Origin of the sequence: Brevibacterium sp. 'Marine' (genome assembly GCF_012844365.1) — a bacterium.
Classification (GTDB): domain Bacteria; phylum Actinomycetota; class Actinomycetes; order Actinomycetales; family Brevibacteriaceae; genus Brevibacterium.
Map to the genome: position 1 here is coordinate 449,429 of NZ_CP051626.1, position 25,773 is coordinate 475,201.

Annotated in this window: 22 protein-coding genes; 10 read left to right on the top strand and 12 right to left on the bottom strand. The window is 66.6% G+C overall.

The features are described from left to right. Positions 1-110: 110 nt before the first annotated feature. The 5 genes from hutI to HF684_RS02025 all read left to right on the top strand — a co-directional run bounded on the left by hutI (position 111) and on the right by HF684_RS02025 (position 6,760). On the top strand, positions 111-1,379 hold the full coding sequence (gene hutI, locus HF684_RS02005; RefSeq protein ID WP_169251124.1) for an imidazolonepropionase: 1,269 nt from the start codon (positions 111-113) through the stop codon (positions 1,377-1,379). Between the two features lie 52 nt (positions 1,380-1,431). Then, positions 1,432-3,108 carry a histidine ammonia-lyase gene (hutH, locus tag HF684_RS02010; RefSeq protein WP_169251125.1) on the top strand — a complete coding sequence of 559 codons (1,677 nt, stop codon included), beginning with the start codon at positions 1,432-1,434 and terminating at the stop codon, positions 3,106-3,108. 153 nt (positions 3,109-3,261) lie between these two features. Further along, the gene (locus HF684_RS02015) at positions 3,262-4,530 is read left to right on the top strand and encodes an allantoate amidohydrolase (RefSeq protein WP_169251126.1); all 1,269 of its coding nucleotides are present in this window, start codon (positions 3,262-3,264) and stop codon (positions 4,528-4,530) included. Then, positions 4,527-5,972, top strand: a complete 1,446-nt coding sequence (locus tag HF684_RS02020; protein WP_169251127.1) for a formimidoylglutamate deiminase — start codon at positions 4,527-4,529, stop codon at positions 5,970-5,972. The genes HF684_RS02015 and HF684_RS02020 overlap by 4 nt, the downstream gene beginning before the upstream one ends. A 44-nt stretch (positions 5,973-6,016) precedes the next feature. Then, positions 6,017-6,760, top strand: a complete 744-nt coding sequence (locus tag HF684_RS02025; RefSeq protein WP_169251128.1) for an IclR family transcriptional regulator — start codon at positions 6,017-6,019, stop codon at positions 6,758-6,760. 106 nt (positions 6,761-6,866) lie between these two features. Here HF684_RS02025 and HF684_RS02030 read toward each other — a convergent pair whose 3' ends face one another. After that, on the bottom strand, positions 6,867-7,247 hold the full coding sequence (locus tag HF684_RS02030; protein WP_169251129.1) for a VOC family protein: 381 nt from the start codon (positions 7,245-7,247) through the stop codon (positions 6,867-6,869). A 407-nt stretch (positions 7,248-7,654) separates the two neighbouring features. Continuing rightward, the gene (locus HF684_RS02035; RefSeq protein WP_169251130.1) at positions 7,655-8,944 is read right to left on the bottom strand and encodes a methyltransferase domain-containing protein; all 1,290 of its coding nucleotides are present in this window, start codon (positions 8,942-8,944) and stop codon (positions 7,655-7,657) included. Between the two features lie 139 nt (positions 8,945-9,083). On the opposite strand from HF684_RS02035, the gene HF684_RS02040 reads away from it, so the two are divergent. From HF684_RS02040 to HF684_RS02050, 3 genes are all read left to right on the top strand, one after another. Beyond that, positions 9,084-10,712 carry an amidohydrolase family protein gene (locus tag HF684_RS02040; protein WP_169251131.1) on the top strand — a complete coding sequence of 543 codons (1,629 nt, stop codon included), beginning with the start codon at positions 9,084-9,086 and terminating at the stop codon, positions 10,710-10,712. Next, a complete protein-coding gene (locus HF684_RS02045; RefSeq protein WP_169251132.1) occupies positions 10,712-11,422 on the top strand; it encodes a sulfite exporter TauE/SafE family protein in 711 nt (236 codons plus the stop codon). Before HF684_RS02040 ends, HF684_RS02045 begins: the two co-directional genes overlap by 1 nt. 118 nt (positions 11,423-11,540) lie before the next feature. After that, entirely contained in the window at positions 11,541-12,725 is a 1,185-nt protein-coding gene (locus HF684_RS02050) for a LacI family DNA-binding transcriptional regulator (protein ID WP_211168048.1), read from the top strand. 63 nt (positions 12,726-12,788) lie between these two features. On the opposite strand, the gene HF684_RS02055 is transcribed toward HF684_RS02050, so the two are convergent. The 5 genes from HF684_RS02055 to HF684_RS02075 form a co-directional block, all read right to left on the bottom strand. Then, positions 12,789-14,261 carry a uracil-xanthine permease family protein gene (locus HF684_RS02055; protein ID WP_169251133.1) on the bottom strand — a complete coding sequence of 491 codons (1,473 nt, stop codon included), beginning with the start codon at positions 14,259-14,261 and terminating at the stop codon, positions 12,789-12,791. 205 nt (positions 14,262-14,466) lie between these two features. Further along, entirely contained in the window at positions 14,467-14,979 is a 513-nt protein-coding gene (locus HF684_RS02060) for a hypothetical protein (RefSeq protein ID WP_169251134.1), read from the bottom strand. A 90-nt stretch (positions 14,980-15,069) separates the two neighbouring features. Then, a complete protein-coding gene (locus HF684_RS02065; RefSeq protein ID WP_169251135.1) occupies positions 15,070-15,885 on the bottom strand; it encodes a methyltransferase type 11 in 816 nt (271 codons plus the stop codon). A gap of 271 nt (positions 15,886-16,156) precedes the next feature. Then, entirely contained in the window at positions 16,157-16,516 is a 360-nt protein-coding gene (locus HF684_RS02070) for a DoxX family protein (RefSeq protein ID WP_169251136.1), read from the bottom strand. A gap of 10 nt (positions 16,517-16,526) precedes the next feature. After that, entirely contained in the window at positions 16,527-17,144 is a 618-nt protein-coding gene (locus tag HF684_RS02075; protein WP_169251137.1) for a TetR/AcrR family transcriptional regulator, read from the bottom strand. An 85-nt stretch (positions 17,145-17,229) separates the two neighbouring features. Here HF684_RS02075 and HF684_RS02080 point away from each other — a divergent pair, with 85 nt between their 5' ends. After that, positions 17,230-18,501: an Nramp family divalent metal transporter gene (locus tag HF684_RS02080; protein WP_169251138.1), complete on the top strand. Its 1,272-nt coding sequence runs from the start codon at positions 17,230-17,232 to the stop codon at positions 18,499-18,501. 115 nt (positions 18,502-18,616) lie between these two features. On the opposite strand, the gene HF684_RS02085 is transcribed toward HF684_RS02080, so the two are convergent. The 4 genes from HF684_RS02085 to HF684_RS02100 all read right to left on the bottom strand — a co-directional run bounded on the left by HF684_RS02085 (position 18,617) and on the right by HF684_RS02100 (position 24,423). Beyond that, positions 18,617-20,149: a lipase maturation factor family protein gene (locus HF684_RS02085; protein ID WP_169251139.1), complete on the bottom strand. Its 1,533-nt coding sequence runs from the start codon at positions 20,147-20,149 to the stop codon at positions 18,617-18,619. 3 nt (positions 20,150-20,152) lie between these two features. Next, positions 20,153-21,298 carry a hypothetical protein gene (locus HF684_RS02090; RefSeq protein WP_169251140.1) on the bottom strand — a complete coding sequence of 382 codons (1,146 nt, stop codon included), beginning with the start codon at positions 21,296-21,298 and terminating at the stop codon, positions 20,153-20,155. A gap of 144 nt (positions 21,299-21,442) precedes the next feature. Next, a complete protein-coding gene (gene betT, locus HF684_RS02095; protein ID WP_169251141.1) occupies positions 21,443-23,701 on the bottom strand; it encodes a choline BCCT transporter BetT in 2,259 nt (752 codons plus the stop codon). Between the two features lie 173 nt (positions 23,702-23,874). After that, entirely contained in the window at positions 23,875-24,423 is a 549-nt protein-coding gene (locus HF684_RS02100) for a hypothetical protein (RefSeq protein ID WP_169251142.1), read from the bottom strand. Positions 24,424-24,554: 131 nt separating this feature from the next. Here HF684_RS02100 and HF684_RS02105 point away from each other — a divergent pair, with 131 nt between their 5' ends. Then, positions 24,555-25,223: a metal-dependent transcriptional regulator gene (locus HF684_RS02105; protein ID WP_169251143.1), complete on the top strand. Its 669-nt coding sequence runs from the start codon at positions 24,555-24,557 to the stop codon at positions 25,221-25,223. Between the two features lie 36 nt (positions 25,224-25,259). Here the strand turns inward: HF684_RS02105 and HF684_RS02110 are convergent, their stop codons facing one another. Next, entirely contained in the window at positions 25,260-25,772 is a 513-nt protein-coding gene (locus HF684_RS02110; protein ID WP_169251144.1) for a hypothetical protein, read from the bottom strand. Position 25,773 lies beyond the last annotated feature (1 nt).

A 25,773-nucleotide genomic window follows, 5' to 3' on the forward strand; every position in this document is an offset into this window, starting at 1 on the left:
TGCCGACTGTCCGAAATATCGGACAATTATCTGCGGGAGAGGTTCTGCCCCGCCATCGTGCGGTCCATACTGAGAGGGAATCATTCTCGATCGGAAAGGCCCGACTCGCCATGCAGCTCATCACCGGCATCAGCGAACTCGTCGTCAACGACCTCGCCACGCTCGGCGAGCTGGGCGTCATCACCGATGCCGCGCTGCTCATCGATGACGGTCGGATCATCTGGTCGGGATCGTCCGCTGAGGCGGACACGGCAGCAGGGAGCCACTTCGGTGATGGGGGACGCAGCCTCAACGACGATGACATCGCCAACGGGGAAGTCACCTCGGCGAATGACCTCAGCGGACTCGAGACGATCGACCTCGGCGGCAAAGCCGTCATCCCCGGCTTCGTCGACAGCCACAACCACCTCATCTTCGCCGGTGACCGGTCAGAGGAATTCGCGGCTCGCATGGCCGGGCAGAAATACTCGGCCGGGGGCATCGCCACCACCGTGGCCGCCACCCGCGCCGCCAGCGAAGCCGAACTCGAAGCCAACCTCGTCCACCTGCTCGACCAGGCGAAGCGGCAGGGAACGACGACGTTCGAGATCAAATCCGGGTACGGACTGACCGTGGCCGACGAGATCCAGGCCCTCGACATCATCAACCGGCACACCGAGGAATCGACCCTCATCGCCGCGCACGTCGTCCCGCCGGAGTTCAAGGACGAGCCGGAACGCTACGTCGACCTCGTCATCGACGAGATCATCCCGGCGGCGACCGGCAAGGCGAAGTGGATCGACGTGTTCTGCGAAACCGGTGCCTTCACCGAGGATCAGACGCGGCGGATCATCGAAGCCGGCAAGTCCGCCGGCATGAAACCACGGTTGCACGCCAACCAGCTCACCGAGAGCGGGGCGCTCAAACTCGGCGCGGAACTCGGCTGCGTGTCCGTCGACCACGCCACCTTCGCCTCCGATGAGGACCTCGCCGTCCTCGCCGAGGCGGGCACCGTCGTCACCCTGCTGCCGAGCATCGAATTCTCCACCCGCCAGCCCTACCCCGACGCTCGCCGCTACGTCGATGCCGGGGTGTCGCTGGCGATCGCCACCGACTGCAATCCTGGCTCCGGGTTCTCCAACAGCATGCCTTTCGTCATCGCCATCGGCGTCCGCGACATGCACTTCACCGTCGAACAGGCGGTGTGGGCAGCGACCGCCGGAGGAGCCAACGCCCTGCAGCGCACCGACGTCGGCCACCTCGGTGTGGGAGCCCGCGCCGATCTGACCATCCTCGACGCCCCCAGCTATCGCCACCTGGCCTACCGGCCCGGTGTCCAGCTGGTCGAACGCGCCTATTCCGGCGGTGAGCTCATCGTCGACAACCGGCCCCGCGGCTGAACTTCATCCACGACTCAGACTTCACACTGACGCACTCACAGAAAGGCTCTTCATGACCACATCCATCGATCTCGACCCCGACACGCTCACCTTCGCCGAGGTGGTCGACGTTGCCCGCCACGACGTGAAGGTCTCCCTGTCCGAGGCCACCCTGGCCCGGGTGAACAAGTACCGCGAAGCCATCGACGCCCTCGCCCAGGCCGAGAAGCCCGTCTACGGAGTCTCCACCGGATTCGGGGCGCTCGCCCAGCGCCACATCCCCGCCGAGCTGCGCACCCAGCTGCAGAAATCCCTCATCCGCTCCCACGCCGCCGGCGTCGGCGAACCCGTCGAACGCGAGGTCGTGCGGGCGCTCATGCTGCTGCGCGCCCGCACCCTGGCCACGGGGCGCGCCGGCGTCCGCGCCGAAGTCCTCCAGACCTATGTCGATCTGCTCAACGCCGGTATCACCCCGGTCGTCCACGAGTACGGATCACTCGGCTGCTCCGGAGACCTCGCACCACTGTCGGCATGCGCCCTCGTCGTCATGGGTGAAGGAGTGGCCGAAGGACCCGACGGTGTGGCGGGACCGGCCGAGGAGATCCTCGCGAAGGCCGGAATCACCCCGGTCACCCTGGCCGAGAAGGAAGGCCTCGCCCTCGTCAACGGCACCGACGGCATGCTGGGCATGCTCATCATGGCGCTGACCGACCTGGAGAACCTGCTCACCGCCGTCGATGTGTCCGCGGCCATGAGCATCGAAGGACTCTTCGGCACCGACGCCGTCTTCGCCCCCGAGCTCCATTACGCGCTGCGTCCGCACGACGGTCAGGCCGCCTCGGCGGCGAACATGCTCGCCGCGCTCGCCGACTCCGGCATCACGGCCAGCCACCGCGACTCCACCCACCTCGTCCAGGACGCGTACTCGATGCGCTGCGCCCCGCAGGTCAACGGCGCCGCCCGCGACGCCGTCGCCTTCGCCACCCAGGTCGCCGAACGCGAACTGCGCGCCGCCATCGACAACCCCGTCGTACTCACCAATGGGATGGTGTCGTCAAACGGCAACTTCCACGGCGCACCGCTGGCCCATGCCTTGGACTTCCTCGCCATCGTCGCCGCCGACGTCGCCTCGATGTCCGAACGCCGCACCGACCGGATGATGGATGTCGCCCGCAACCAGAACCTCACCCCGTTCCTCGCCGATGACGCCGGCGTCGACTCCGGCCTGATGATCGCCCACTACACGCAGGCGGCCATGGTCTCCGAGGCCAAACGAGGCGCGACCCCGGCCTCGGTCGACTCGATCCCGTCCTCGGCGATGCAGGAAGACCATGTGTCCATGGGCTGGTCGGCCGCACGCAAGCTGCGCAAGGTCGTCGACAACCTCGCCTCCGTCATCGGCATCGAACTCTACGCCGCCTCCCGCGCCTGCGATATGCGTGACGCCGCACCGGCGCCGGTGACCGGAGCCGTGATCGCGGCGATCCGCGAGACCGTCCCCGGACCCGGCCCCGACCGGTTCCTCTCGCCCGAACTCGCCGAGACCATCGCGAAGGTCAAGGACGGCTCGCTCGTCTCCGCCGCCGAGTCGGTCACGCCGCTGACCCACACCGTCACCGCCGCTGCCGGAACATGGCAGCCGGCAGACGGCGGACCGGCCGTCAACGATCCCGAGTTCACGGCGCTGGGCAACCTCGAAGCCGCCGCCGAGGCTTCGGGCACGGACGCAGCCACGACGCACAAAGACTGATACAGGGGCGGGGTCGGTCGCCGACCGGCCCCAACCGTCGGGCCTCTGATGCCAGAGCCGGCCGACCACGGGACCGACACGTCACCGGCCCCGGCCGACCATGGGACCGACACATCACCGGACCCGACCGATTTCGAACGGAGTGAACTGTTAATGAGCGATGTCGTCTCGCTGCTGAGCCAGATCGAGGACACCGGCCGCGACACCCGCGGTCCCGGCTACCAGCGGCCCGGATTCTCGGCCACCGAACGGGAGCTGCGCGAGTGGTTCCTCGCCGAGGCGGACCGCCGCGGCCTCGACACGGAGATCGACGCCAACGGAATCACGTGGGCATGGGCCACCCCGCAGGGTGCGGACGCCGTCGTCACCGGTTCCCATCTCGACTCCGTGCCCGGCGGCGGCGAGTTCGACGGCCCCCTCGGCGTCGCCTCGGCGCTGGCGGCCTTCGATGTGCTCAAGGCCTCTGGCGCGCTCGACCAGTCCACCCGACCTTTCGCCCTGGCCGTGTTCCCCGAGGAAGAGGGTTCACGTTTCGGCGTCGCCTGTCTCGGCTCGCGGCTGCTTACTGGTGCCATCGAGGCAGACCGGGCACTCGGGCTCAAGGACGCCGCCGGTGACACCTTCGCCGACGTCGCCCGTGGCTATGGCCTCGACCCTGCACGGGTCGGGCGTGACCAGTCTCGGCTGGCCGGAATCGGTTCCTTCATCGAACTCCATGTCGAACAGGGCATCGGTCTGATCAACACCGATCAGGCCGTCGCCATCGGCTCCTCGATCATCGGCCACGGGCGCTGGCACTTCGCCTTCTCCGGTCAGGGCAACCATGCCGGTACGACTCCGATGAGCCATCGCGCCGACCCGGTGGTCGCGGCTTCCCGTGTGATCGGGGATATCCCGACCCTAGCGGCCGCCACTGACGCGAGCGCCGTGGCGACCGTGGGCCGCACCCTCATCCACCCGGGCGGGACGAACGTCATCGCCTCGTCCATGAGCTTCTGGCTCGACATCCGCCACCCCGACGATGCCGTCGTCAAGCAGGTGCTCGAAGCGATCAGCCGTCGCGCGCAGGAGCACGGCGCCGATTCCGGTGTCGAGGTGACCATCTCGCAGGAGTCCTACTCGCCGACGACTCACTTCACCGCCGACCTTAACTCGCGCCTGACCTCGGTGCTGCCGGACGCACCGCTGCTGCCCTCGGGTGCCGGACACGATGCCGGAATCCTCGCGCCCCATGTGCCGTCGGCGATGCTCTACGTCCGCAATCCGACCGGAGTCTCCCACGCTCCCGAAGAGGCCTGCGAGGTCGACGACCAGAGGGCCGGAGTCGACGCACTCGTCAAAGTGCTCGCCCGCGAACTCGGCATCGAACACGCCCTTGCCGACAGCAATGCTGGCGGTCCGACGGCAGGAGGTGCACGATGAGCACCCGCTACTGGTGCGAATCCGCCTGGGTCGCCGGAGCCGTCGCCCACGGAGTCCTGCTGAGCGCCGACGACACCGGAACGCTCACCGCTGTCGAAACCGGGATCGACACCGCACCCTCCGACGCCGAGGCGGTGCACGGGTTCGTCCTGCCCGGTGGTGTCAACGCGCACTCGCACGCCTTCCACCGGATGCTGCGCGGCCGCACCCACGGCGACGGCGGCACCTTCTGGACCTGGCGCGAAGTCATGTACTCCGTCGCAGCGAAACTCGACCCCCAGTCGTACGAGACCGTGGCCCGCGCCGTGTTCGCCGAGATGCTCGCCGGCGGGTACACCTCGGTGGGGGAGTTCCACTACGTCCACCACGCACAGGACGGAACGCCCTACGGCACGAACCGTCCCCGCGGGGACGCGGCGGATCCGGTCGCCGAGGCGGACGTTCACACCGAACGTCCCCGCGGGGACGCGAACGACGACGAACTGCGCGCCCACGCGATGGAACGGGCGCTGGCACGGGCGGCCACCTCGGCGGGGATCCGCATCCGACTGCTCGACACCTGCTACCTCACCGGTGCCATCGACTCCGAACTCTCGGCCGAACAGGCCCGCTTCGGCGACGGCACGATCGACGGCTACATGGACCGGCACGCGGGCCTGCTCGACACCTTCGCCGACGAATTCCCCGTCAACGCTCCAGGTGAGAGCTTCGTGCACGTGGGTGCGGCGATCCATTCGATCCGCGCGGTCCCAGCCGCGAATCTGCCTCGCTTCACCGAACTGTCCGGCCCCGTGCACGTGCACCTGTCCGAACAGCCGGCTGAGAACGACGCCTCGCAGGCCGCCTACGGGGCAAGCCCGACCGAGGTGCTCGCCCGCTCGGGCGTCGTCGACGGCCGGCTCTCGGCCGTCCACGCCACTCACTTGAGTGAGGAGGACATCGCGATCCTCGGCGGATCGGGCTCGACGATCGTCATGTGCCCGTGCACCGAGGCGGACCTCGCCGACGGCATCGGACCGGCCCGTGAACTCGCCGACGCCGGAGCCGTGATCTCACTCGGCTCCGACCAGCACGTCGTCCTCGACGCCCTGCGGGAGACCCAGGGGCTCGAAGCGGGGGAACGGCTGCGGTCAGGGCAACGCGGACGGTTCTCTCCGACCGAACTCATCACGGCACTTACCGAAGGCGGGGCACGCAGTCTCGACCTTCCGGTCGGTGCGCTCGAGGTCGGGAAGGCGTGCGACTTCGTGGCCGTGCGCACCGACAGCATGCGCACCATGGGATCACTGGACGAACAGATCATCCTCACGGCCAGCGCGAGCGATGTGCATCTGACCGTCACCGGCGGCCGTGTGCGCGTGCGCGACGGAGTGCACACCGACCTCGGCGATATCGCCGAACTCTACGCGCAGGCATTCGCGGTCTTGGAGATGGAGGGCTGAGTCCGTGGCTGAGGACATCGTGCGTTCGGGGAAGGGAGGCAGTCGTGGCTGAAGTTCCGGCGCTGCGGCGGGCGATCGCGATCCTGCGGCATATGGCCTCGTCGAACCGATCGATCACGGCCGGTGCCCTGGTCAGGTCGCTCGAGATTCCACGGTCGAGCGCCTATGACATCCTCGCGGTGCTCGAGGAGCTCGGCCTCGTGGCGCGCACCGAATCCGGATATGTGCTCGGAGCCGGTGTACACGAGCTCGGGGCGTCCTACCTGCGGACGAATCCCCTGCAGCGGTTGGCGCAGCCGATCGTCCGTCAGCTCGCCGAGGATACCGCCACTACCGCGCAGCTGGCCGTCATCCGCGGCTGGGAGACGGAGTACGTGCTCAAGGAGCAGTCACTCAAATCCGTCGCGGTCATCACTGCCACCGGGGTGCGCATGCCCAGCTATCTCACGGCGACCGGGCGGGCGATCCTCGCTCAGTTGCCGAAATCCGAGGTGCTGGCGATGCTGCAGTCCGAGACCGAGTTCGTCACGCGCACGGGCAAGGGACCGACCTCGGTGAAGGCGCTCAATGCCGTGCTCGCCCAGGAACGACGGACCGGAAGCGCGATCGAACACGGCGAAGTCACGCCGGGAATCTCGACGCTCGCGGCACCGGTCTTCGATGTGCTGGGTCGTCCGATCGCGGCCATCGGCCTCTCATTCGTCACCGAGACCCTGCCCGAGGACACCGATCCGATCGTCGATCGGGTCAAGGCTGCTGCCGCCGAGGTGACCGCCAAGCTGCGGTGAGGGTGTTCTGCCCGTTGTCGCCGACCGCTCACGTTGCCGTCGCTGTACCGAGTTATGCGGCGAGCGGTGGACGCTGACTCGAGCGGTCGGTGAGCGTCGGGAGCAATCAGAGGTATGGGCGGGTGATGAGCTCGAGATACATTCCCGACGGGTCGAGGAAATACACTCCGCGGCCGCCGTGCTCAGTGTTCGTCTCCTGATGGCGAGTGCGCTGCGGATCAGCCCAGAAATCGAGACCGCGCTGTTTGATCATGTCAACGGCTCGGTCGAAGTGGTCGTCCGTGCAGAGGAAGGCCATGTGCACGGGAACAATGTCATATCCCGGCGGGGGAGTGGCGAACTGGAGCATGACCCCGTCGGAGAGCATGATGTTGGCGAACGGCCCCCAGGACTGGGTGTGTTCTGCCTCGAGGATATCGACATAGAACTGCGCCGAGGCGGCTGGATCGGCTGCGGCGACGATGGTGTGGTTGAAGGTTGCTGACATTGAAGAACTCCTTTTCGCATGTTGCGGGATTGCGAAGCGATGATCGCTGGACACTTGCCGCCCAGGATGTATTCGGGCAGGCTGAACCGAGGCTTGTGAGAATGAGTTCTTCGTCAGGTGGACCGCGAGCTGGGAGCTCGGGGTCCGTGGGGCTCATGTTCGGACCGGGTCACCGATCCGTGAGCGGCTGTAAGCCTGTCCGGTCATCGCCAACGAGCATACAACCCTAGGGAGCGAAGCGGAACAGTTTTCGCGAGCGTCCGACTTCGCCGACCGCTCGAGTTACCGTCGCTGTAGCAAGTTATGCGGCGTGCGCTGGGCGGTATGTCGAGCGGTGGGCGAGGGCAGGCTGAGTCACGGCGCGCGGTCGGCGGTAACCCGAGCGGTCGGCGCGGACAGGGGGTTGCTCACCGCCGCTGGAGCAGGACCGCGACCTCGAGGTGCTTCGTGTGCGGGAACATGTCGAAGATCCGCGCCTGGGCCACCTCGTAGGCGGGCATCCGCGCGAGATCCTTTGCCAGCGACACGGGATTGCAGCTCGAATAGACGATGTGCTCGACACCGGAGTTCTCCAATGCTGCCGACAGCCGTGCGCCGATCCCTCGCCGAGGCGGATTGACGATCACGCAGTCCGGTCGTTCGACGCCGGCTGGGTCGGCCGGTTCCGTTGCACCGGCAGGGTCGCCCGCCCCAGCCGCTGCGGCCGAGCCACTCACATCGACTGAGCCAGTCACATCGACTGAGTCGGTCGCCGCGGACGTTCCCGCCAGGTTCGCCTCGGCGAACTCCGTGGCATCGCCGGCGAGGAACCGCGCGTCAATGCCGAGCTCTGCGGCGCTGACCTTCGCCGACTCGATCGCCTGCTCGCTCACCTCGACCCCGGTGACCCGTCGCGCGGGAGAAGCGCAGCAGAGCGCGAACCCGCCGACACCGCAGTAGAGGTCCCACAGGTTCGAAGCCTCAACAGCGTCCATCCACTCGGCCACTTGGTTGTAGAGCCCGATGGCGACAGCGGTATTCGTCTGGAAAAACGACTGCGGCCGCAGATGCAGGTCGACCCGGCCGAGGTTCATCCGCAGCGACTCACCGCGGAGCATCTCTTCGCGGCTGCCTTCGAGCACGGCCTTATGTTCGGGCAGCAGATTCACCGACACCACAGAGGCATCGGGAAGACGCTCAAAAAGCGAACCTTTCCGCGACCGCAGCACGTCCAGCCCATGCTGAGTGCGGACGACGAACCGGATCATCAGCTCACCCGACGGCGCCGCCGTGACATGGACGAACTTCAACTCCCCACGGCGAGCAGAGACGTCATAGGGCTCGAGCCCGGTGGCATCGAGAAATTCCGCGAGCACCGGGATCACCGCACGGATCGCCGGAGTCTGGATCCCGCAGTCACGCAGATCGACGCCGTCGAACTCCTGATCGAGGATGCCCAAGGTCACGTGTCCGGCCGACCCGCCGACGGCGAGCTTCGCCCGATTCCTGAAATCTCGCACCCCGCCGGCGAAGGTCGGCAGCCACACTCGCGGAGCCGCCTCGGCGAGGATCTCCCGGCACCACGACTCCTTGTCCGTGATCTGCTGCCCGTACGAGGTCTTGATGAGCGCACAGGACCGGCATTCCCCACGCTCGAAATACCCGCACTCCAGGCGTCCGGAAACCGCCGAGGCGGGGATGAGCGGCAGGGATGTCATGCCCCTATTCTAGTCGCCGCCCAGCACGGCTTGCGGCCCGCGGAAAGGGCCCGGAAAGCGTTGACCGGGCATCGTCGGCACCCGTAGAATAAACGGAGCCAAATCGATTTGGCCACACCCTCGAGATGCGAAGGACCCCATGACTCAGCTGCGCAGCCTCCACCAGGCCCCGACACTGCTCGTCCCGGAGAAGGTTCTCCTGCCCGAAGGCGCGCAGACCGGCCATGCGGTGCTCGTCGACGGAGGTCGGATCATTGCCGTCGGTGCCCTCGCCGAGGTGGCCGCCCAGGCCGAATCGCTGCGGACCGACGCGAACGCCGCCGACCCGAATCCAGCAGCCGACTCCGCGGCTGGCACCGCTGAAACAGCCACCGAGCCGGTTCGCGTCGACCTGCCTGGACGACTGCTCATGCCCGGCTTCATCGACGCCCACCACCATCTCACCCAGACCTTCGGCAAGTCCCTCGTCTTCGGCGAACCCTCCGAGATCTTCCAACGCGTCTGGGTGCCCATGGAGTCGAACATGGACGCCGAAGCCATCGACGTCGCCACCCGCCTGGCCGCCTGGGAATCCCTGCGCGGCGGCTTCACCACCGTCACCGACGCCGGCACCCGTTCGAGCGTCGACGTCTCCGCGATCTCCGACGTCACCACCGACGTCGGCCTGCGCTGCGTGCTCGGCGTCATCTGCAATGATCTCGGCGGGGGAGTGCGCACCTCGACCGTCGCCGAGGTGGTCGCCGCCGCCGATGCCCACCTGGGCAGGTGGAACGACGCCTCCCTCGTCCACCCGTCCCTGGCCGTGTCCATTCCCGAGGTCGCCTCCGACGAGGCGCTCGTGGAGATCACACAGATGGCCCGGAACGCGGGGGTCCCCTTCCAGACTCACCTCAATGAGCACATCGTCGCCGTCGAACGCTCCCTCATCGCCGGTGGCGAACGCCCGCTCGAACGCCTCGCCCGCCTCGGCGCTCTAGGGCCCGAGCTGCTCGCCGCTCATGCCACTCTCCTGACCCCGCGGGAGATCCGACTGCTCCGCGAATCCGGCGGCGCAATCGCCTACAACCCGGTCGCCAGCTCCTGGAAGGGCAATGCCGTGGCGCCCGCACTGCTCATGCACGAGCTCGGGATGCGCATCGGACTCGGCACCGACGGCACCCGTTCGGACGCCTTCCGCCTCCTCGACGCCGCCGAGACCGCTCAGCGACTGACCGGCGGAATGAACGTCATCGACTCCTCTGCGGGAGGTGGTTGGACCTGGCTCGAACAGGGTCTGCGCGGCGGCGCCGACGCCGTCGGGCTGTCCGGGCAGATCGGCGAGATCTCACCCGGTGCCCGTGCCGACCTCCTCGTCGTCAACATCGACACCCCGGAGTTCGTGCCCTCATGGGATGTGCCGTGGGAACTCGTCCGCCTGGCCAACCGCGACCAGATCGACGCGGTCATCGTCGACGGCAAGCTGCGCCTCGAACACGGCTGGCCCGTCGACTGGGACGGCCGCGAATTCCTCGAGCGTGCGAAAGACGTCTCCCGACGGGTCGTGGAGAACTCGCCGATCACCCGCATCGACCCGAGCGCGGCCGGGCATCGGGCGAGGTGGATGGGAGAACACTCGGCCGCGTCCACGGACAGGGCAGCCACAACCACGAACTGGGCGGCCGCCTCGGCGAACCCGGAATCAAGTACAGCCTCGGCGGTCAAAGGGAACGCCGCCTCGGTGCGTGAATCCGGAATCTGGGGCGCCGCCTCGATGAGGGATGACTTCTGATGTCGATGCTCGCCTTTGCGATCATCGCCGCGGTCGTCCTCATCTCCGCATTCGTGCAGGGGTCGACGGGGATGGGATTCGCGATGATCCTCGCGCCCGTCGTGACGTTCATCGATCCGAGCCTCATCCCGGTGATGCTGCTCGTGCTGATGATCCCGCTCAACCTCTACATCGCCGCGCGCGAGCGGGAGCATATCGACTGGACCGGCGTGAAATGGATCAGCGTCGGCCGGTTCGCCGGCACGTTCGCGGGTCTGTGGATCCTCGTCATCGTCAACCTCCACCAGCTCGCGCTGCTCATCGGCTGGTCGACGCTCATCGCCGCGGTCGTCGCACTGCTGGCGCCGAAATTCACGCCGAACAAGCCGGTGCTCGCGACGGTCGGGCTCGTCACCGGAGTCACGGAGACCTCGACGGGCATCGGCGGGCCGCCCTATGCGCTGGCCTATCAGCACAGTCCCGGGCCGGAGCTGCGGTCGACGGTGGCGGTGTGCTTCCTCGTCGGTGAGATCATCTCCCTCATCGTGCTCGCCTTCAGTGGGCAGGTCTCGGCGGACACGATGATTGCGACCGCGTGGATGCTGCCGTTTCTCGTGGTCGGCTCGTTCCTCTCTCGCTATGTCCACCACCGCCTCGACGGGCCGGTGCTGCGCTATATCGTCCTCGGCTTCGCCATCGTCTCCGGCATCATCGTCATCGTCCAGGCCTGAAGGGCGGGGCGCGGCAGACAGAGGTGAGCATCGGATGCTTTCAGGGCTCAGAATTGTCCGATTGCGACCTGGGTTCCGTGGACCCGCCGCCCGTCGCTGTGTGAAGTAGGGTGATTCCATGTCTGACTTCCCGCGCGCGCACCGCGTCACGATCGCCGACGTGGCGCGTGAGGCCGGGGTGTCGCGGACGACGGTCTCGCACGCGCTCAGCGGCCAGGGCAAGGTCAATGCCGACACCCGGGCCAAGGTCAAAGAAGTCGCCGAGCGGCTGAACTATCGGCCCAGCGCCCGTGCCCGCAGCCTGCGTTCGGGGAAGTCGCAGACACTGGCCCTGCTCTCCTCGATGCCCGCGGCCGTGTCCGCCGGACCCTCTCAGCTGGGGTTCTTCACCGAACTGGCGATGGGATGTGCGCGGACGGCGCTGCTCGAAGGCTACGTCTTCGTCCTCGCCCCACCCACCGAGGCGGCCAACCCCGTCGATCTGCTCGACATCGACGGGGCGATCCTCCTGGAGCCGACCGTCGACGACCCCCTCACCGAGGCGCTGCGTGACCGGGGCATCCCCTACGTCACGATCGACGGGCCGAGTACGGACGTCGCTGCGGACGGAATGTCACGGGCATCAACAACGCACACCGGGGCCGGCAGCAGGTGGAGCATTGATCTCCACCATCGAGGCACGGCTCAGCTGCTGCTCGATCACCTCCTCGACCAGGGCGCCACACAACCGGCCCTGCTCGTCAGCCGCAGCCAACGCGGCGCCCAGATCGCAGCCCGCGAGGTCTATGCCGAGACCGCAGCCGCCCGTGGATTCGCCCCTCGCATCGCCGAGGCGGAGGAGACGGCCGGAGAGGACGGGGCCTTCGCCGCCGCCGAGGAACTGTTGGCCGCGAACCCTGATATCGACGCGATACTCGCTCCCGTCGACACCTTCGCCACCGGAGCGGTGAGAGCCGCACAGGAGTCTGGCCGCACAGTCGGCGACGACCTGCTCATCGCCACCCGGTATGACGGTCTGCGCGCGCGCACGAGCAATCCGCCGCTGACCGCCGTCGACCTCGGACTCGAGGCGATCTCGGGTGCGGCAGTCGAGATGCTCGTGACCGTGCTCGACGGCGATCACTCACCGAATGCGACCGCCGCTTTGGACGGCGACACGGAATCCGCTGCCCGGGGCGGAGGCGACACGGAACCCGCCGCGGTGGGCGCGTCGGGGGCGGCCGCCTCGGCGGGTTCATCCGGTCCTGTTCTCGTCGTCAGGGAATCGACAGCCGGCCATTCGCCGGACCGGAGCAGGGACTGAACCAGATACTCGGGCCGGGGACTCGGTTCCCGGTGAACCCCAGTTCCGATTCTGGGACGATCCTCAGATCCGGTAGTCGGCCGGTCGCTGGTCGAGCTTGCTCGGGTCGGCGATCGGTGTCCGGGCCTTCGGGTGACGGTTGCGCTTGCCGGTGTGGTGGAAGAGCAGGTTGAGCAGCACCGAGACGAACGCGGCCATGGCGACACCACTTCCCAGCAGGGACGATGCCGTCTGTGGCAGCTTCGAGTACATTCCGGGCAGGAGCACCGGCATGAGGCCCGCGGCCAGGCCGACGGTCGCGGTGATGAGGTTGCCCGTCTGATTGAAATCGATCTTCGCGAGCATCTGGATGCCGAGGACGGCGATGATGGCGAACACGACCACCGCAGTGCCGCCGACAACAGCCGACGGCACTCCGTTGAGGATGCGGGCGACGGGGCTGAGCCCGATGAGGATGAGAAGGATGCCGGCGATCGCGGTCACGTAGCGGCTGCGCACACCGGAGGCGCGCACGATGCCGACGTTCTCGCCGCTGGTGACCATCGCCGGGGTGCCGAAGAGGCCGCCGAGGATCGTCGTGAGTCCGTCGGCGCGGATGAGCCTGGGCACTGCGCGGGCGGGCTCGACCTTCTTCTCGACGATCTCGGCATTGATGATCGTCTGTCCGGTCGCCTCGGCCATGGACGCCAGGGCCCACAGCAGCATGGGGATCGCGGCGATGAGATCGAACTTCGGCGAGCCGAACGGGAAGAGGGTCGGCACAGCGAACAGCGGTCCATCGGTCTGGCCGGAGAAGTCGGTGGCACCCATGAGTGCGCCGACGATGGTGCCGCCGACGAGCCCGACCGCTATGGAGAGCTTGCCGAGCATCCCGCGGAAGAACCGGAAGCACACGACGGTGATGAGGATCGTGATGAGGCCGAGCAGCAGGTTCTGCGGGTCGCCGAAGTCCGGCGAATCCGGTTCGCCGACCATGAGTTTGCCGGTGACCTGGACGAGGTTGATGCCGATGACGATGACCATGATCCCGATGACCAGCGGCGGGAAGAACTTGAGCACCTTGACGAACAGCGTCACCGCGAGAATGTAGAAGACACCGGTGAGCAGCACTGCCCCGACCGCGGTCTCGACATCGGTGCCCTGCGCGATGGTGATGAACAGAATCGTCGCGGCCCCGCCGGGAAGCATGACGAACGGCAGTCGGACGCCGACCTTCCACACTCCCACCGACTGCAGGATCGACCCGAGACCGGAGAAGACGAAGACCGCCGACAGCACCGCCGAGGTGGTCTGCGCATCCAGCCCCAGTGCGGTGGCGATGAGGAACACCGACGAGATCGGGGTCGCCACCATGACGAGCACGTGCTGAATGGCGAAGGGAATGAGGTTGCGGATCGGCCGCAGCTGATCGACGGGGTGGACGGCCTTGCCGGACGTGGTGGTGTCTGCGGATGGCGTTGTGTCGGTGTCGACGGCGGTGTCGGCGTCGTTGCCGACTGTGCTGCCGGTGTGGTCCGGATCGGGTGTTGCGGGCATGGCACTGCTCCTCGATACACATCGTGATCGGCCTGAAATACAGAGGCCAAATCGATTTGTTCAATCGTGCATCGAGCGAGAGACGGTGTCAATGAGTGGTTCGGAATTCGGACAGATCGCCGAAAAACGGGCTGAGCGTCGAGACACGGGTGTGCGCATGCGTTTCTCGACACTCAGCCCGTTTTTCGCCGGAGTCGGGGGAGACTCAGGCGGCGAGGAAGCTGAGGGCGACGAAGGTGCCGAATGAGACGAACGGGGCGATCGCCGCGATTGCGATGGCGATGATGCCGGGAGTTCGGCCCCGCCCGGTGGCTGCGGCCGTGATGCCGAGGACGATGGCTGTGAGACCTGAGCAGACGCACAGGCCCTGGACGCCGACGAGCACGGTCGCCAGAGTCTGATACCAATCCGGAGTGTCGGTGAAGTAGTAGCCGGTAGCCGCCTCGGAGGGGCCGACGGTGGCGCCCAGAATCACCGAGGCGGCCAGGCTGAGGACCATGGCGACGATCGAGAACACCACGGCCACCTTGCCCAGCGTCGGTGACTTCGCCGAGGCGGCGCCATCCATCCGGGCCGCAGCGGAGGCGTGGGCGTCGGCCAGATCATCGGGACGAGGGGAGGCATAGACGGGTTGAGAGGGAGGGGCGGGGGATCGGGGCTGCTGTGCCGCGAGCTCATCATCGGTGGGCTGAGGGTACGAGAAGTCAGTCGAAGTCATACTTCGACGCTACCGACGCGGACCGGCGCCGCCCCATCCTGCTATCCCACGAGCGGGGTCGGGAAAACCTCCCTGGAGGGAGGAGCCGGGTCAGGGTTTGCGGGCGACGATGAGGAACCTCTTCTGCGTGACTGTGATCGGCTCACTCGACTCGGCCAGGCGTCTGAGGACATCGAGGTTGGACCGCACGGAGAACCCGGGGACGTCCCACGGGATATAGGCGAGGTACTCGATGACCGCCTCGACGTCGGTGAAGCGCATCGTCCCCTGCCATTTGCGCGCCGCCTCGATCGACAGGCCCTGACTCTCGGCATCGCTGAGGCACGGTTCGAGCTGTTGGTGCAGATCGCCCACCCCGCCGCCGAAGAAGTCGCGGAACTCCTGCGCCTCCGTGCCGTCGACCTGCTGGGTGAGGAACAGCCCGCCCGGGGAGAGCACGCGGGCCACCTCGGCGAGGTCATAGCTTTCGTGGCGGTTCATCACGAGGTCGAACTCACCGTCGCCCCACGGCATCTCCGGGTGATGATCACTGTCGTACCGGGTGACCTCGACCCCGTAGTCCTCCAGCATCGAGGCGGCCAGAGGCACGTTGGGCTCCCACCCTTCGGTCGCGGAGATCGTCGGCGACGGTTCGCCGGGAGGCCGGGCATCCTCGAGGCGATCGATGAGTTCGCCGAGGCGCTCGCCGCCTCCCGTTCCCATGTCGAGGCAGCTGCTCGACTCGGCCATCGCGTCGAGGCAGATCTGGTCGAAGTCCCAGGGCGGATCATCGGCGACGAGGCGGCCGGACAGTGGGGAGAAGTCCCACCCCGTCATCGACGCCGTCTCATGGATCCAGGCCCATCGCTCGTGGCGTTCTTGGGGAGTCTCGTCGCGCGTGCGACTGCTGTCGGCATATTCGGGCATGTCCACACTCCTCTGCCGGGTGGCTCGGCACCATCACCGAGCAGTTCTGCAACTCTGCCGGACGGCCGAACGCCGCGGTGGCGCCGATGCCGTACTTCGACTCTAGGCCAAAACAGGATCGAGGTGCGGGATGTGGCGAAGAATTCTCCGGACTGAGACATGGGTGCCACTGCGGGGTCGATGGAACACGCTGGCGAGGAGGCGGGTGCGTCTGCGCGAGGAGGCGGGCGCCTACAGGAAGAAGCATGTGTCTGCAGGAAGCAGCCGGTGCCTAAAGCAGGAAGCAGACGATGCACACGGCGAGGCAGACGGTGAGCATGCCCAGGCAATTGAGCCAGAAGTCCCGGCCGATATACCTGGCGCGCAGGTGCGCGGCAGCGGCGCAGAGGAAGTAGGCGACGAGGCCCACCGCGGCTGCCGCACCGAACCCGGGAATCCAGATCCCTGCCACCAGGCCGGCTGCGGCGAGGAACTTCACTGTCGCGAGCACCCACCACCACTCGCGTGGGAAGCCGACCCCGTCGAGGCAGGCGGCAATGGCACGCGGCGGACGGAAGGTGAGCAGACCGTCGCCGGCGACGATGACCGCGAGGACGACGACCGGCCAGACCGGATCGGGCAGCAAGATCATGGTGAACCCCTCACAGCGAGCTCCGGACACGAGTGTGGAAGACGATGCTGGCCAGCATCGCCTCGACGGCGACGTCGAGACTCATCGTCGTCGCCGCCCACCGGAAGAGGATGCCCAGGTACGAGTCGTAGAGAGCTGCGGCGCTGGCCCGCGCATAGTCCTCATTGATCCCGATCGAGACCAGCGACTCGCTCAGGCGGCTCTGCAGGTCCACGGCGAGAGCATTGAATACCTCCGGCTCGCCCCTGACCCGCATCATCGCGGCCGCATAGTCGCGGGACAGATCCTCGTGTTCGGCGAAGAACTCGAGGAACGGTAGGAAGAGTTCGAGCAGATGCCGCTGCACCGACGAGCTCCCGCGCTGCGAGAGACTGCCTCGCCGAGGCGGAGCCGTGTATGTCCCGGCTTGCAGCTGACCGATCCACCGGTCGAAGCAGGCGACGAGGATGGCGTCTTTGTCCCCGACGGCCATCACCCGGCCGACCGACACCTCGGCGGCCTTGGCGATCGCCCGGATGGTCGTGGCTTTGAAACCATGGTCGAGAAACAGCTTCGCGGCGGCACCGATGATCCGATCCTCGGTCTGTCGGCGCTTGCCGGACCTCAGTTGAACGTGTTCACTGGCCATGCTCGAACCTTAAGCCCTTCCGTGTTCACTTTCCAGACCAAGTGTCGTGTTGCCCTCGGCGGGAAAGTTAATGTACCTTAACTTCATGAATGTCGATCCCCCTGCATCGGTGCGCACTCGCGAGCATGGGCAGAAGAAGCTCGGCCGGAAGAAGATCTCCACCGCAGTGCTCCTCGGCCCGGCCTTCGTCGCGGCCATCGCGTACGTCGATCCGGGCAACGTCGCGGCCAACCTCACCGCCGGTGCGGAATACGGGTACCTGCTCGTCTGGGTGCTCGTGGCAGCGAACCTCATCGCCGTTCTCGTCCAATATCTGTCCTCGAAGCTCGGACTCGTCTCCGGGCAGTCGCTGTCGAGCCTCCTCGGTGATCGGCTTCGCAGGCGGTCTCGCCTCGCATACTGGGGGCAGGCCGAGATCGTCGCCATCGCCACCGACCTCGCCGAAGTCATCGGTGGGGCGATCGCGCTGAAGATCCTCTTCGATCTGCCGCTCCTCCTCGGCGGAGTCATCGTCGGAGTGGTGTCGCTGTTCCTGCTGTCGATCCAATCCACCCGCGGTCAGCGTCCCTTCGAGTTCGCCATCATCGGATTCCTGGTCATCATCGCCATCGGCTTTCTAGCAGGCCTGTTCGTCGGGGATGTGAACTGGGGGCAAGCCGCAGGTGGAATCGTGCCGCGGCTCGAGGGCACGAACTCCGTGGTCCTGGCCGCGAGCATGCTCGGCGCCACCGTCATGCCCCACGCGATCTACCTCCACTCGGCGCTCTCGGTCGACCGCCACCGCGACAATGCGACCGCCTCGACCGGGCAGCTGCTGCGCGCCAGCCGCTGGGACGTCGTGCTCTCCCTCGTCATCGCCGGTTCCGTGAATATCGCCATGCTGCTGCTGGCCGCCGCGGCACTGCGCGGCCAGACCGGCACCGACACGATCGAGGGAGCGCACGCGGTCGTCACGGCCAACCTCGGCGAGGTCGTCGGCCTCTTCTTCGGCATCGGACTGCTGGCCTCGGGGCTGGCCTCGAGCGCCGTCGGCTCCTATGCGGGCGCATCGATCATGCAGGGTCTGCTGCGCGTGCACATCCCGATCGTGTGGCAGCGCGCGTTCACGATGATCCCGGCACTCATCGTCCTCGCCATCGGCGTCGACCCGACCTGGGCGCTCGTGCTCAGCCAGGTCGTGCTCAGCCTCGGCATCCCATTTGCGATGATCCCCCTGGTCAGGCTCACGAGCAGCCGCCGGGTGATGGGCGAATTCGCGAACTCCCGGTGGATCACCCTCATCGCCGCGGCCGCCTCGGCGCTCATCATCGCCCTCAACGTCGTCCTCATCGTTCTGCTCGCCCTCGGTGTGGACTGACCGTCGCCGAGGCGGGTCCTCGGTCGGGGGGCAAATCCCTGCGGTGATTCCCTGAGCAGCGGACATCCTCGGTCGGGTTCGGTCGGGGGTGACGGTGACGCGTTCTCGAGCGGACTCAGCCCTGACGCAGGTCGATCGGCCGGACGAGGATGCGCGGGTCCGAGCGCACCCACCACGGCTTCGGTTCTCCGGCAGCGACGGCCGCACGGCGTTCGGCGCGGGTGGCATAGCGGTAGGTGAAGACGCGGACGCGGATGAGATCGGGCGCGGCACCGTCGAAGGGATCGGGACCCATGAGGCGGCGGATCTGCGCATCGCCGGAGCCGATCGCGCGCAGCAGCTCGGTGAACCACGTCTGCCGGTAGTCGCCGAGCGCGGCGAACCACATGAGCCAATCGAGGCGCAGATGATAGGGCGCGACGACCGGCCCGCGACGAAGAACGTCACCGGGTTTGCCCTTGAACTCGTACTCCTGCCAGCGCTCGCCGTCCCACCCCTCGATGATGATCTCGTTGCGGGTCTCGGTCATCGACCCGAAAGCGCCATAGGCGTTGCCGAGTCCGAGTCGATTGAAGCTCGCGTTCATCAGCTGATTCGGCGAGAAGAGATTGCGCAGCGCCGGCACGTTCAGCCAGGCCTGCCACGCGACGAATACGAGGACGATGATCAGCCACCAGACCGGCATCGGCTGAGAGGGATCGGCACCCGCGGACGAACCGGCCGCCTCGGTGACGGTGGGATCGGTGAATATTCCGACGACGGAATTCCATCCCCATCCGGGGAACGGGCCGCCGACGATCCACCGGAAGAACGTGTCGCTGATTCCGGAGCAGGCGAGCAGGATCGTCGCCCAGTTCAGCCACGCATAGTTGCCGCTGATGACGAGAGCGAGCTGGGTGATGATGATGGCGACAGCGGCGAACGATGCGATCGGCTGGGGCAGGAACAGCAGCCACGGGGCGGCGAGCTGGACGATATGACTGCCCAGGGTCTCAGTCTTGTGCCACCAGCCGGGCATGAGGTGGGCCCGGCGGGAGAGCGGGTTCGGCATCGGCTGGGTCTGATGGTGATAGTCCATCGCGGTGAGGTCGCGCCAGGATGAGTCCCCGCGCATCTTGATCATTCCGGCTCCGAATTCGACGCGGATGACGAACCAGCGCAGCAGCAGGATCATCGCCCACGTCGGGGCCACCTCGTGGGAGCCGAGGAAGCCGACGAGGAACCCGGCCTCGAGCAGCAGCGATTCCCAGCCGAAGCCGTAGAAGCGCTGCCCGATCGACACGATCGAGAAGTAGAGTCCCCACATGCCTAAGAACACCGGGATCGGCACCCATGCGGGACCGGCCTGGGGCAGCCCGATGATCGCCGAGGCGGCCAGAACCATTCCGATCACGCAGACGAGGCGGAGTCGTCGGTCCGAATACGCAAACCGCTTCCAGCGGAAGAGACTCGGTGCCTGCTTGGCCGAGGTCAGAGCGATGAAGCGCGGGGCGGGGGTGAGTCCCCTTTCGCCGAGAAGAGCCGGGAACTGGTTGAACGCGGATGCGAAGGCGATGAGGAAGAGCAACGCGATACCGCGTTGGATGATTTCGCGGGAGATCGTGTAGTCGCCGGCGGTGAACAGGGCGACCACCTGGCCGAAGTCCATAGCCTATGCCTCCTGGTGCGGCAGACGGCCGGTGGCAGCCAGGGACGTCACCGCTCCGGCGAATGTGCTTGCGGCGCCCGGGTCCCCGCAGACGAGTTCCATGTCCGGGCGGTTCCGGAAGTAGAGCAGGGTGACCGGTTCCGAACCGCGGTGAGTCGTCTCGGCGCCGAGCAGCTGACCCGGTTCTGCCTGTTCGAGGACGAACGAGCGGCCCGGGGCGACGATCGAGGCACGGACGATCCGGGTGTTCGTGAGCACGATCATCTGCGGTTCGCGACCGAGATCGCTGAGGTGATACAGGTAGAGCTTCTCGTTGGCCGCGAGCAGATCGTATGGCGGTTCGCCCTCCCTTGCCCTGTCGGATCGTGCCCTCTGACGTCTGGCAGCGGCGGTCTGCCGGTCCTGAAAGTTCCGGTCCTGCGGTGGATTCGCGTGGTCATAACTGGAGATTCGGGCGACCGCCCACCGATGCGTGCCCGCGAGGACGGGCAGCGTCAGCAGCAAGATGAAACCGCATACGACGAGTGCAATCCAGGTCGGCATCTCCGGTACTCCGTATCCGAAGAAGAAGGAGGAGGCGATGACAAACAGCCACATGAACGTCAGGATAGTCACGTAAAGGCCGCGATGGTGGCGGCTGACCGCCTCGGCGACCGACGTCCAGATGAAGCTGAGGTTGGCCGCAGACCAATAGGCGAAGAGCATGACGACAGCAGGCAAGGGTGAGGACGCGAAGTCGCCCCACACGGTTCCGAAGTTCCCAGAGTCCTGCGCACTCGCGTGCCAGATGAACGTCGCCGCGACCCCGATCACCGCCCAGATGGGACCGACAGCGAAAATCATGTGCCACGGTTGGTTGATGAAGCCGGTGAAGGATCCGCGCGTCTGCGCGACTGAAGGATCTGGGCCAGAGTCATCGCCGTCCCGCGGACTGATCCGCAGGAACACGATGAAAGCAACCAAGCAGACTGAGCCATAGAGCTGAAAGGCGAGAGTCTTGGCGAACGAGGCATCGAGGGTGCTGCCGTCGAAGCTCTTCGGTTGTGCCATGAAACCTGTATTTGCCCAGAGGAAGTAGACCGTGATCACGGCCGCGACGACGGCACCATATACGAGGATTCTGCGGAATGCTGACCTGCGGAACTTCATACTCAGAGTCTGGCAGATCCAGGGGGTGCCCGACTTGCCGATGATGTTTCAGATTCGACGAAGCCCACCTCACAGCGACCGCTCGCACATCAACAGTGTGCCGCCTCTGCGGGTGGACACGGCCACCCCGGCGAAGGGGTGGGGTCAGTGTTTCGGCTCTTCGAGCTCTTCGACGTCGTCGGGGTCCTTGGGCACCGCCGGAATCGAATCCGTGGTCGGCGGTATGGGAGGGGTGACGACCGACTGGTAGGAGTGCTCGTGCGAATAGGCGAGGAACGACAGGTGGTTCTCGTACCGGTCGAGCACGTCATCGATGATCTGCTGCGAGCTCAAGCCCATGAGGTCGTAGCCTTCCGAACCGGTCTGGGTGAAGACCTCGATGCGCAGGTACTTGTCGTCGCCGCGCGGGGCATTGCGGGCACCGAACGACGGCACATTCGCTTCGACGGCCGCAGCCTCATAGTGGAAGTCGCGCTGCTCGCCCATGTCGACATTGAGCGTGTTCGTCGTGATGCCGGTGTCCTCGTCCATGGTCTGGAGGTGCTCGACGGTGTAGCCGAGTTCGCGGAACTCCGTGGCTACGGCGTCCAAGGACGGTCCGACCACCTCGGCGACGAAGCGTTCGACGGACTTCTTCGTGGGGTAGGACCGCAGAGTGGCCAGACGCTGACGCCAGGTCTTCTCCGGAGCACGACCGCCGTGGGCGGCGGTGGTGCGGCGACGACGGATCCGACCCTCACGTTCGGCGCGTTCCATGCGCAGAACCTTCGAGAACGAGGCCATGACGAGGTAGGCGATGATCGTCACCGGCAGGGCGAAGATCAGGGTCGCGTACTCCATCGTCGTCACACCGCCGGCGACGAGCATGGCGATCGTGAGCACTGCGGTCACCAGCGCCCAGAAGATGCGCAGCCACTTCTTGCCGTCCTCTTCCGGGTTGGGGATCGAGGAGGAGAAGTTCGACATCACCATGGCACCGGAGTTCGCGCTCGTGAGGTAGAACAGCAGACCCGACAGTGTGGCCAGTCCGATGAGGAACGTCGCTCCCGGGAACATCTCGAGCAGGTCGTACCAGCCCTGTTCCGGGGAGGCGATGGCTGTCTGCGCGAACTCGTCATTGCCGTTGAACACCTCGGACAGGGCGGAGTTGCCGAAGATCGTGACGATGATGAAGTCACAGATGACGGGCGCGGTGATTGCGGCGATGACGAACTCACGCAGGGTGCGGCCGCGGGAGATGCGGGCCAGGAACAGACCGACGAACGGACCCCAGGCGAGCCAGAAGGCCCAGAAGAACAGGGTCCAGCCGCCCATCCATTCGGAACCGCCGTCGACATAGGCGAACGTCGACAGAGTGCGTTCGGGAAGGGTGAAGATGAACCGGCCGATGTTCTCGACCATGGCGTTGAGCAGGAACGCGGTCTTGCCGGTGACGAGGATGTAGAGCATCATCGCCGCGCACGACCAGAGGTTGAGCTCCGAGACGAGGCGGATGCCCTTGTCCACGCCCGAGGTGCAGGCGGCGACGGTCATGACCACAGCCACGATGACCAGCGCGATCTGCAGGGCCAGGCCCTGTTCGAGGCCGAAGAGGGTGGCGAATCCGACGTTGAGCAGGACGACGCCGATGCCCATCGAGGTGGCCACTCCGAAGACGGTGCCGACGAGAGCGAAGATGTCGATGACGTCACCGGTGGTTCCGCGCACGCGCTTGCCCAGCAGCGGGTAGAGGACCGCGCGGATCGACAGGGGCATGCCCCAGCGGTAGGCGAAGTACCCCATCGCCATGCCCAGCAGCGAATACATCGACCAGCCGGCGATGCCGTAGTGGAACATCGTCCACACCACGGCATCCTGGGAAGCCGCCGCCGATTCGGGGGAGGCGTTGACGGGGTGGAGGTACTGGGTGATCGGTCCGGTCACCGAGTAGAAGAGCATGTCGATGCCCACGCCCGCGGCGAAGAGCATGGCGACCCAGGTGAAGAGGTTGTACTGCGGGCGGGAGTGGTCGGGGCCCAGGCGGACCGAACCTTCCTTCGACAGTGCGACCCAGAGGACGAAGCCGATGACCGCGGTGACGGTGACGACATAGAACCAGCCGAGGTTCTCCGCGATCCAGTCGACAACGGTCTTCATCGTCGACTGCGCTGCAGCCGGCATGGCCATCGCCCACACGGAGAAGGCGAGGATGATGAGGGAGGCGACGATGAAGACTCGCCAGTTGACCCGGGAGCCGCGTTCGTCGGAGAGCTCCTCAGGGCCTTTGCTCATCTCCGTGCTGTCGATCGGAGCGCGCTTCTCGGGGTCGATGTCCCTGCTGGTTCGCGTCGCCCGGTCGGTGCCGCCGAATCGCTCACGTTCGACGACTGGGCGCTTCAACTTCTCTTCGTTCGGATCCTGCACGCATCGACCTCCGGTAGACAAAAAGGGACAGGGCCCGAAAATGGGCCCGATCCATTCTACGAGTGGAGGTTTCTCACAAATTCATCACCCCCTCTTTTGAGGAAGCAGACTAAGGGGTGGGGGCGTCCGGGTCAGGCCCGTGAGCGGGGCTGCTCAGGTTCGGGAGACGGCGTTCAAGTCCGTGAGCGGGCGGCCACCTCGGTGAAGGTGTCGACGAAGCGCTGCGCCTCGGCGGGGGTGGCCTCCTCCAACCGCATCGACGATCCGACGTGCAGCTCCACGGTCACGGTGGCCCGTCCACGGGATTCTTCGGCGCGGACATCAGCTGCCTGCCGAGGCGTCGCTTCCGAGAGTTGGGCGATGGAACCCTGAGCGTCGGTGCGCACCCGCATGATCCGCGCGTTGGTGAGGATGAGCAGATCGGTGTCGAACGGCGGCAGGCTCCGCAGCCGCGCGTATTCGATCTCGCCGGGGCGGAACAGGCCGGCTGCAGTGAGCCGCTCTGGTCGCGGAGGCGGGCTGTCCGGGGCGGTCGACCCCCGCTGGGCTGCTGGGCGAGAGTCCGTTCTGCGGGTCCTCGCCCAGCGGCGGAACGCACGGAACGGGAACCAGCCGTCCTCGGCGGGGGACGGGCCGTCGGGGACGGCGGGTCGCACCGACTCCGGTCGGTCGCCGTCGTCGGCTGGGTGAACCGGGTCGGAGGGGAGGGAATGGGAGGTCATGAATGTGATTCTGGCAGGGCCGCCTCGGCGATGGGGTGGGTCAGTCGTAATCGTTTGGGAACATCTGTGCCCGATCACTCACTTCGGGTGAAGTTCGGGGAGGGCCGATGCGTCCATGGGATACTGGGAACATGCGTGCAGGTGAAGTCTCCGAGGTCAGTCAGGACTACCTCAAGGCCATCTGGTCGGCCCAGGAATGGGGCGGGGACCCGATGACGGCCACCGAGCTCGCGAAGCGGTTCGGAACGACGAAGGCCAATGTCACCGAGGTGCTCAAACGACTCGACGAACTCGGTCTCATCACTCGCGTGCCCTACCGTCCGCCCGTGCTCACCGAGCAGGGCAAGGCGATCGCCCTGTCGATGGTGCGCAGGCACAGGCTCATCGAAACGTTCCTCGTGAAGTCGCTCGGGTACGGCTGGGACGAGGTCCACGATGAGGCCGAGATCCTCGAGCACGCCGCCTCGGATCGGCTCATCGACCGCATCGACGCGTTCCTCGGCCACCCGTCGTCCGACCCGCACGGCGATCCCATCCCGGGTGCCGATGGTGCCGTCGATACCCATACTCCGACCCTCCTCGCCGAGGCGGCCGTCGGGTCCTATGCGGTGCTGAGGGTCTCCGACGCCGATCCTGTTGTTCTGGGCAAGCTCGCCGAGGCAGGTGTGCTTCCCGATGTCGCGCTCGACGTCGTCGATCGCACCGATGACGCGGTGACCGTGGACATCGGCGGGAGGCGGGAGGCGATCGCTGCCGCGCTCGCCGCGGCCGTATATCTGGATGCGGCCGCGGCGAGGTGACGGGCGGGACCGGGCTCTCGCCTTGGCCGAGCGGGGTCAGGCACTCTCGCCTTCGCCGCGTGTGCGCGGCCGTGGGAACTTCGGTTCGGCACGCAGCAGGGTCAGGCTTGTAGCCGCATGCGCGTCGAAGCCTTCGGCGAGGAAGAGCTTCGGCCAGTCACCCCAGAGCTCGGACTCATACGGGGTGCCGGGCAGGTAGGTTCCGTGCGTGTTCCGTCGATGCCACGGGTGAGACCGGAATGCCGTCTTGGGAATGGTTCGCAGCGTTTCGAACAGGGTCTGATAGAGCACCGGTGTGAAGCCATCACTGCGCGCGGCATCGGCCGTGCCCACCCAGCCGGGTCCGGCAATCGGGATGCCCCGTTTGATCGCCGAGCTCATCTGGGCTTTGATGCCGGCACGCTGCGGGTCGGGGGAGTGGTGGAGGAGCACCTTCGACCAGTGCAGGGCCTCGTCGGGGTCGAATCCCGGCCACTGTTCAGCGGCCCTGCGACGGTTCTCGGCGTCGTTGCGGGAGTCGGCGGAGTCGTTGTCGAAGTCTGCGGACATG

Coding starts and splice junctions, on each gene's coding strand:
- HF684_RS02045 (WP_169251132.1), top strand. CDS start 10,712: ATGTCGATGCTCGCCTTTGCGATCATCGCCGCGGTCGTCCTCATCTCC.
- HF684_RS02020 (WP_169251127.1), top strand. CDS start 4,527: ATGAGCACCCGCTACTGGTGCGAATCCGCCTGGGTCGCCGGAGCCGTC.
- HF684_RS02060 (WP_169251134.1), bottom strand. CDS start 14,979: ATGACTTCGACTGACTTCTCGTACCCTCAGCCCACCGATGATGAGCTC.
- HF684_RS02065 (WP_169251135.1), bottom strand. CDS start 15,885: ATGCCCGAATATGCCGACAGCAGTCGCACGCGCGACGAGACTCCCCAA.
- HF684_RS02075 (WP_169251137.1), bottom strand. CDS start 17,144: ATGGCCAGTGAACACGTTCAACTGAGGTCCGGCAAGCGCCGACAGACC.
- HF684_RS02030 (WP_169251129.1), bottom strand. CDS start 7,247: ATGTCAGCAACCTTCAACCACACCATCGTCGCCGCAGCCGATCCAGCC.
- HF684_RS02080 (WP_169251138.1), top strand. CDS start 17,230: ATGAATGTCGATCCCCCTGCATCGGTGCGCACTCGCGAGCATGGGCAG.
- HF684_RS02090 (WP_169251140.1), bottom strand. CDS start 21,298: ATGAAGTTCCGCAGGTCAGCATTCCGCAGAATCCTCGTATATGGTGCC.
- HF684_RS02015 (WP_169251126.1), top strand. CDS start 3,262: ATGAGCGATGTCGTCTCGCTGCTGAGCCAGATCGAGGACACCGGCCGC.
- HF684_RS02040 (WP_169251131.1), top strand. CDS start 9,084: ATGACTCAGCTGCGCAGCCTCCACCAGGCCCCGACACTGCTCGTCCCG.
- HF684_RS02100 (WP_169251142.1), bottom strand. CDS start 24,423: ATGACCTCCCATTCCCTCCCCTCCGACCCGGTTCACCCAGCCGACGAC.
- HF684_RS02050 (WP_211168048.1), top strand. CDS start 11,541: ATGTCTGACTTCCCGCGCGCGCACCGCGTCACGATCGCCGACGTGGCG.
- HF684_RS02035 (WP_169251130.1), bottom strand. CDS start 8,944: ATGACATCCCTGCCGCTCATCCCCGCCTCGGCGGTTTCCGGACGCCTG.
- HF684_RS02070 (WP_169251136.1), bottom strand. CDS start 16,516: ATGATCTTGCTGCCCGATCCGGTCTGGCCGGTCGTCGTCCTCGCGGTC.
- HF684_RS02085 (WP_169251139.1), bottom strand. CDS start 20,149: ATGGACTTCGGCCAGGTGGTCGCCCTGTTCACCGCCGGCGACTACACG.
- HF684_RS02055 (WP_169251133.1), bottom strand. CDS start 14,261: ATGCCCGCAACACCCGATCCGGACCACACCGGCAGCACAGTCGGCAAC.
- hutH (WP_169251125.1), top strand. CDS start 1,432: ATGACCACATCCATCGATCTCGACCCCGACACGCTCACCTTCGCCGAG.
- HF684_RS02110 (WP_169251144.1), bottom strand. CDS start 25,772: ATGTCCGCAGACTTCGACAACGACTCCGCCGACTCCCGCAACGACGCC.
- HF684_RS02105 (WP_169251143.1), top strand. CDS start 24,555: ATGCGTGCAGGTGAAGTCTCCGAGGTCAGTCAGGACTACCTCAAGGCC.
- hutI (WP_169251124.1), top strand. CDS start 111: ATGCAGCTCATCACCGGCATCAGCGAACTCGTCGTCAACGACCTCGCC.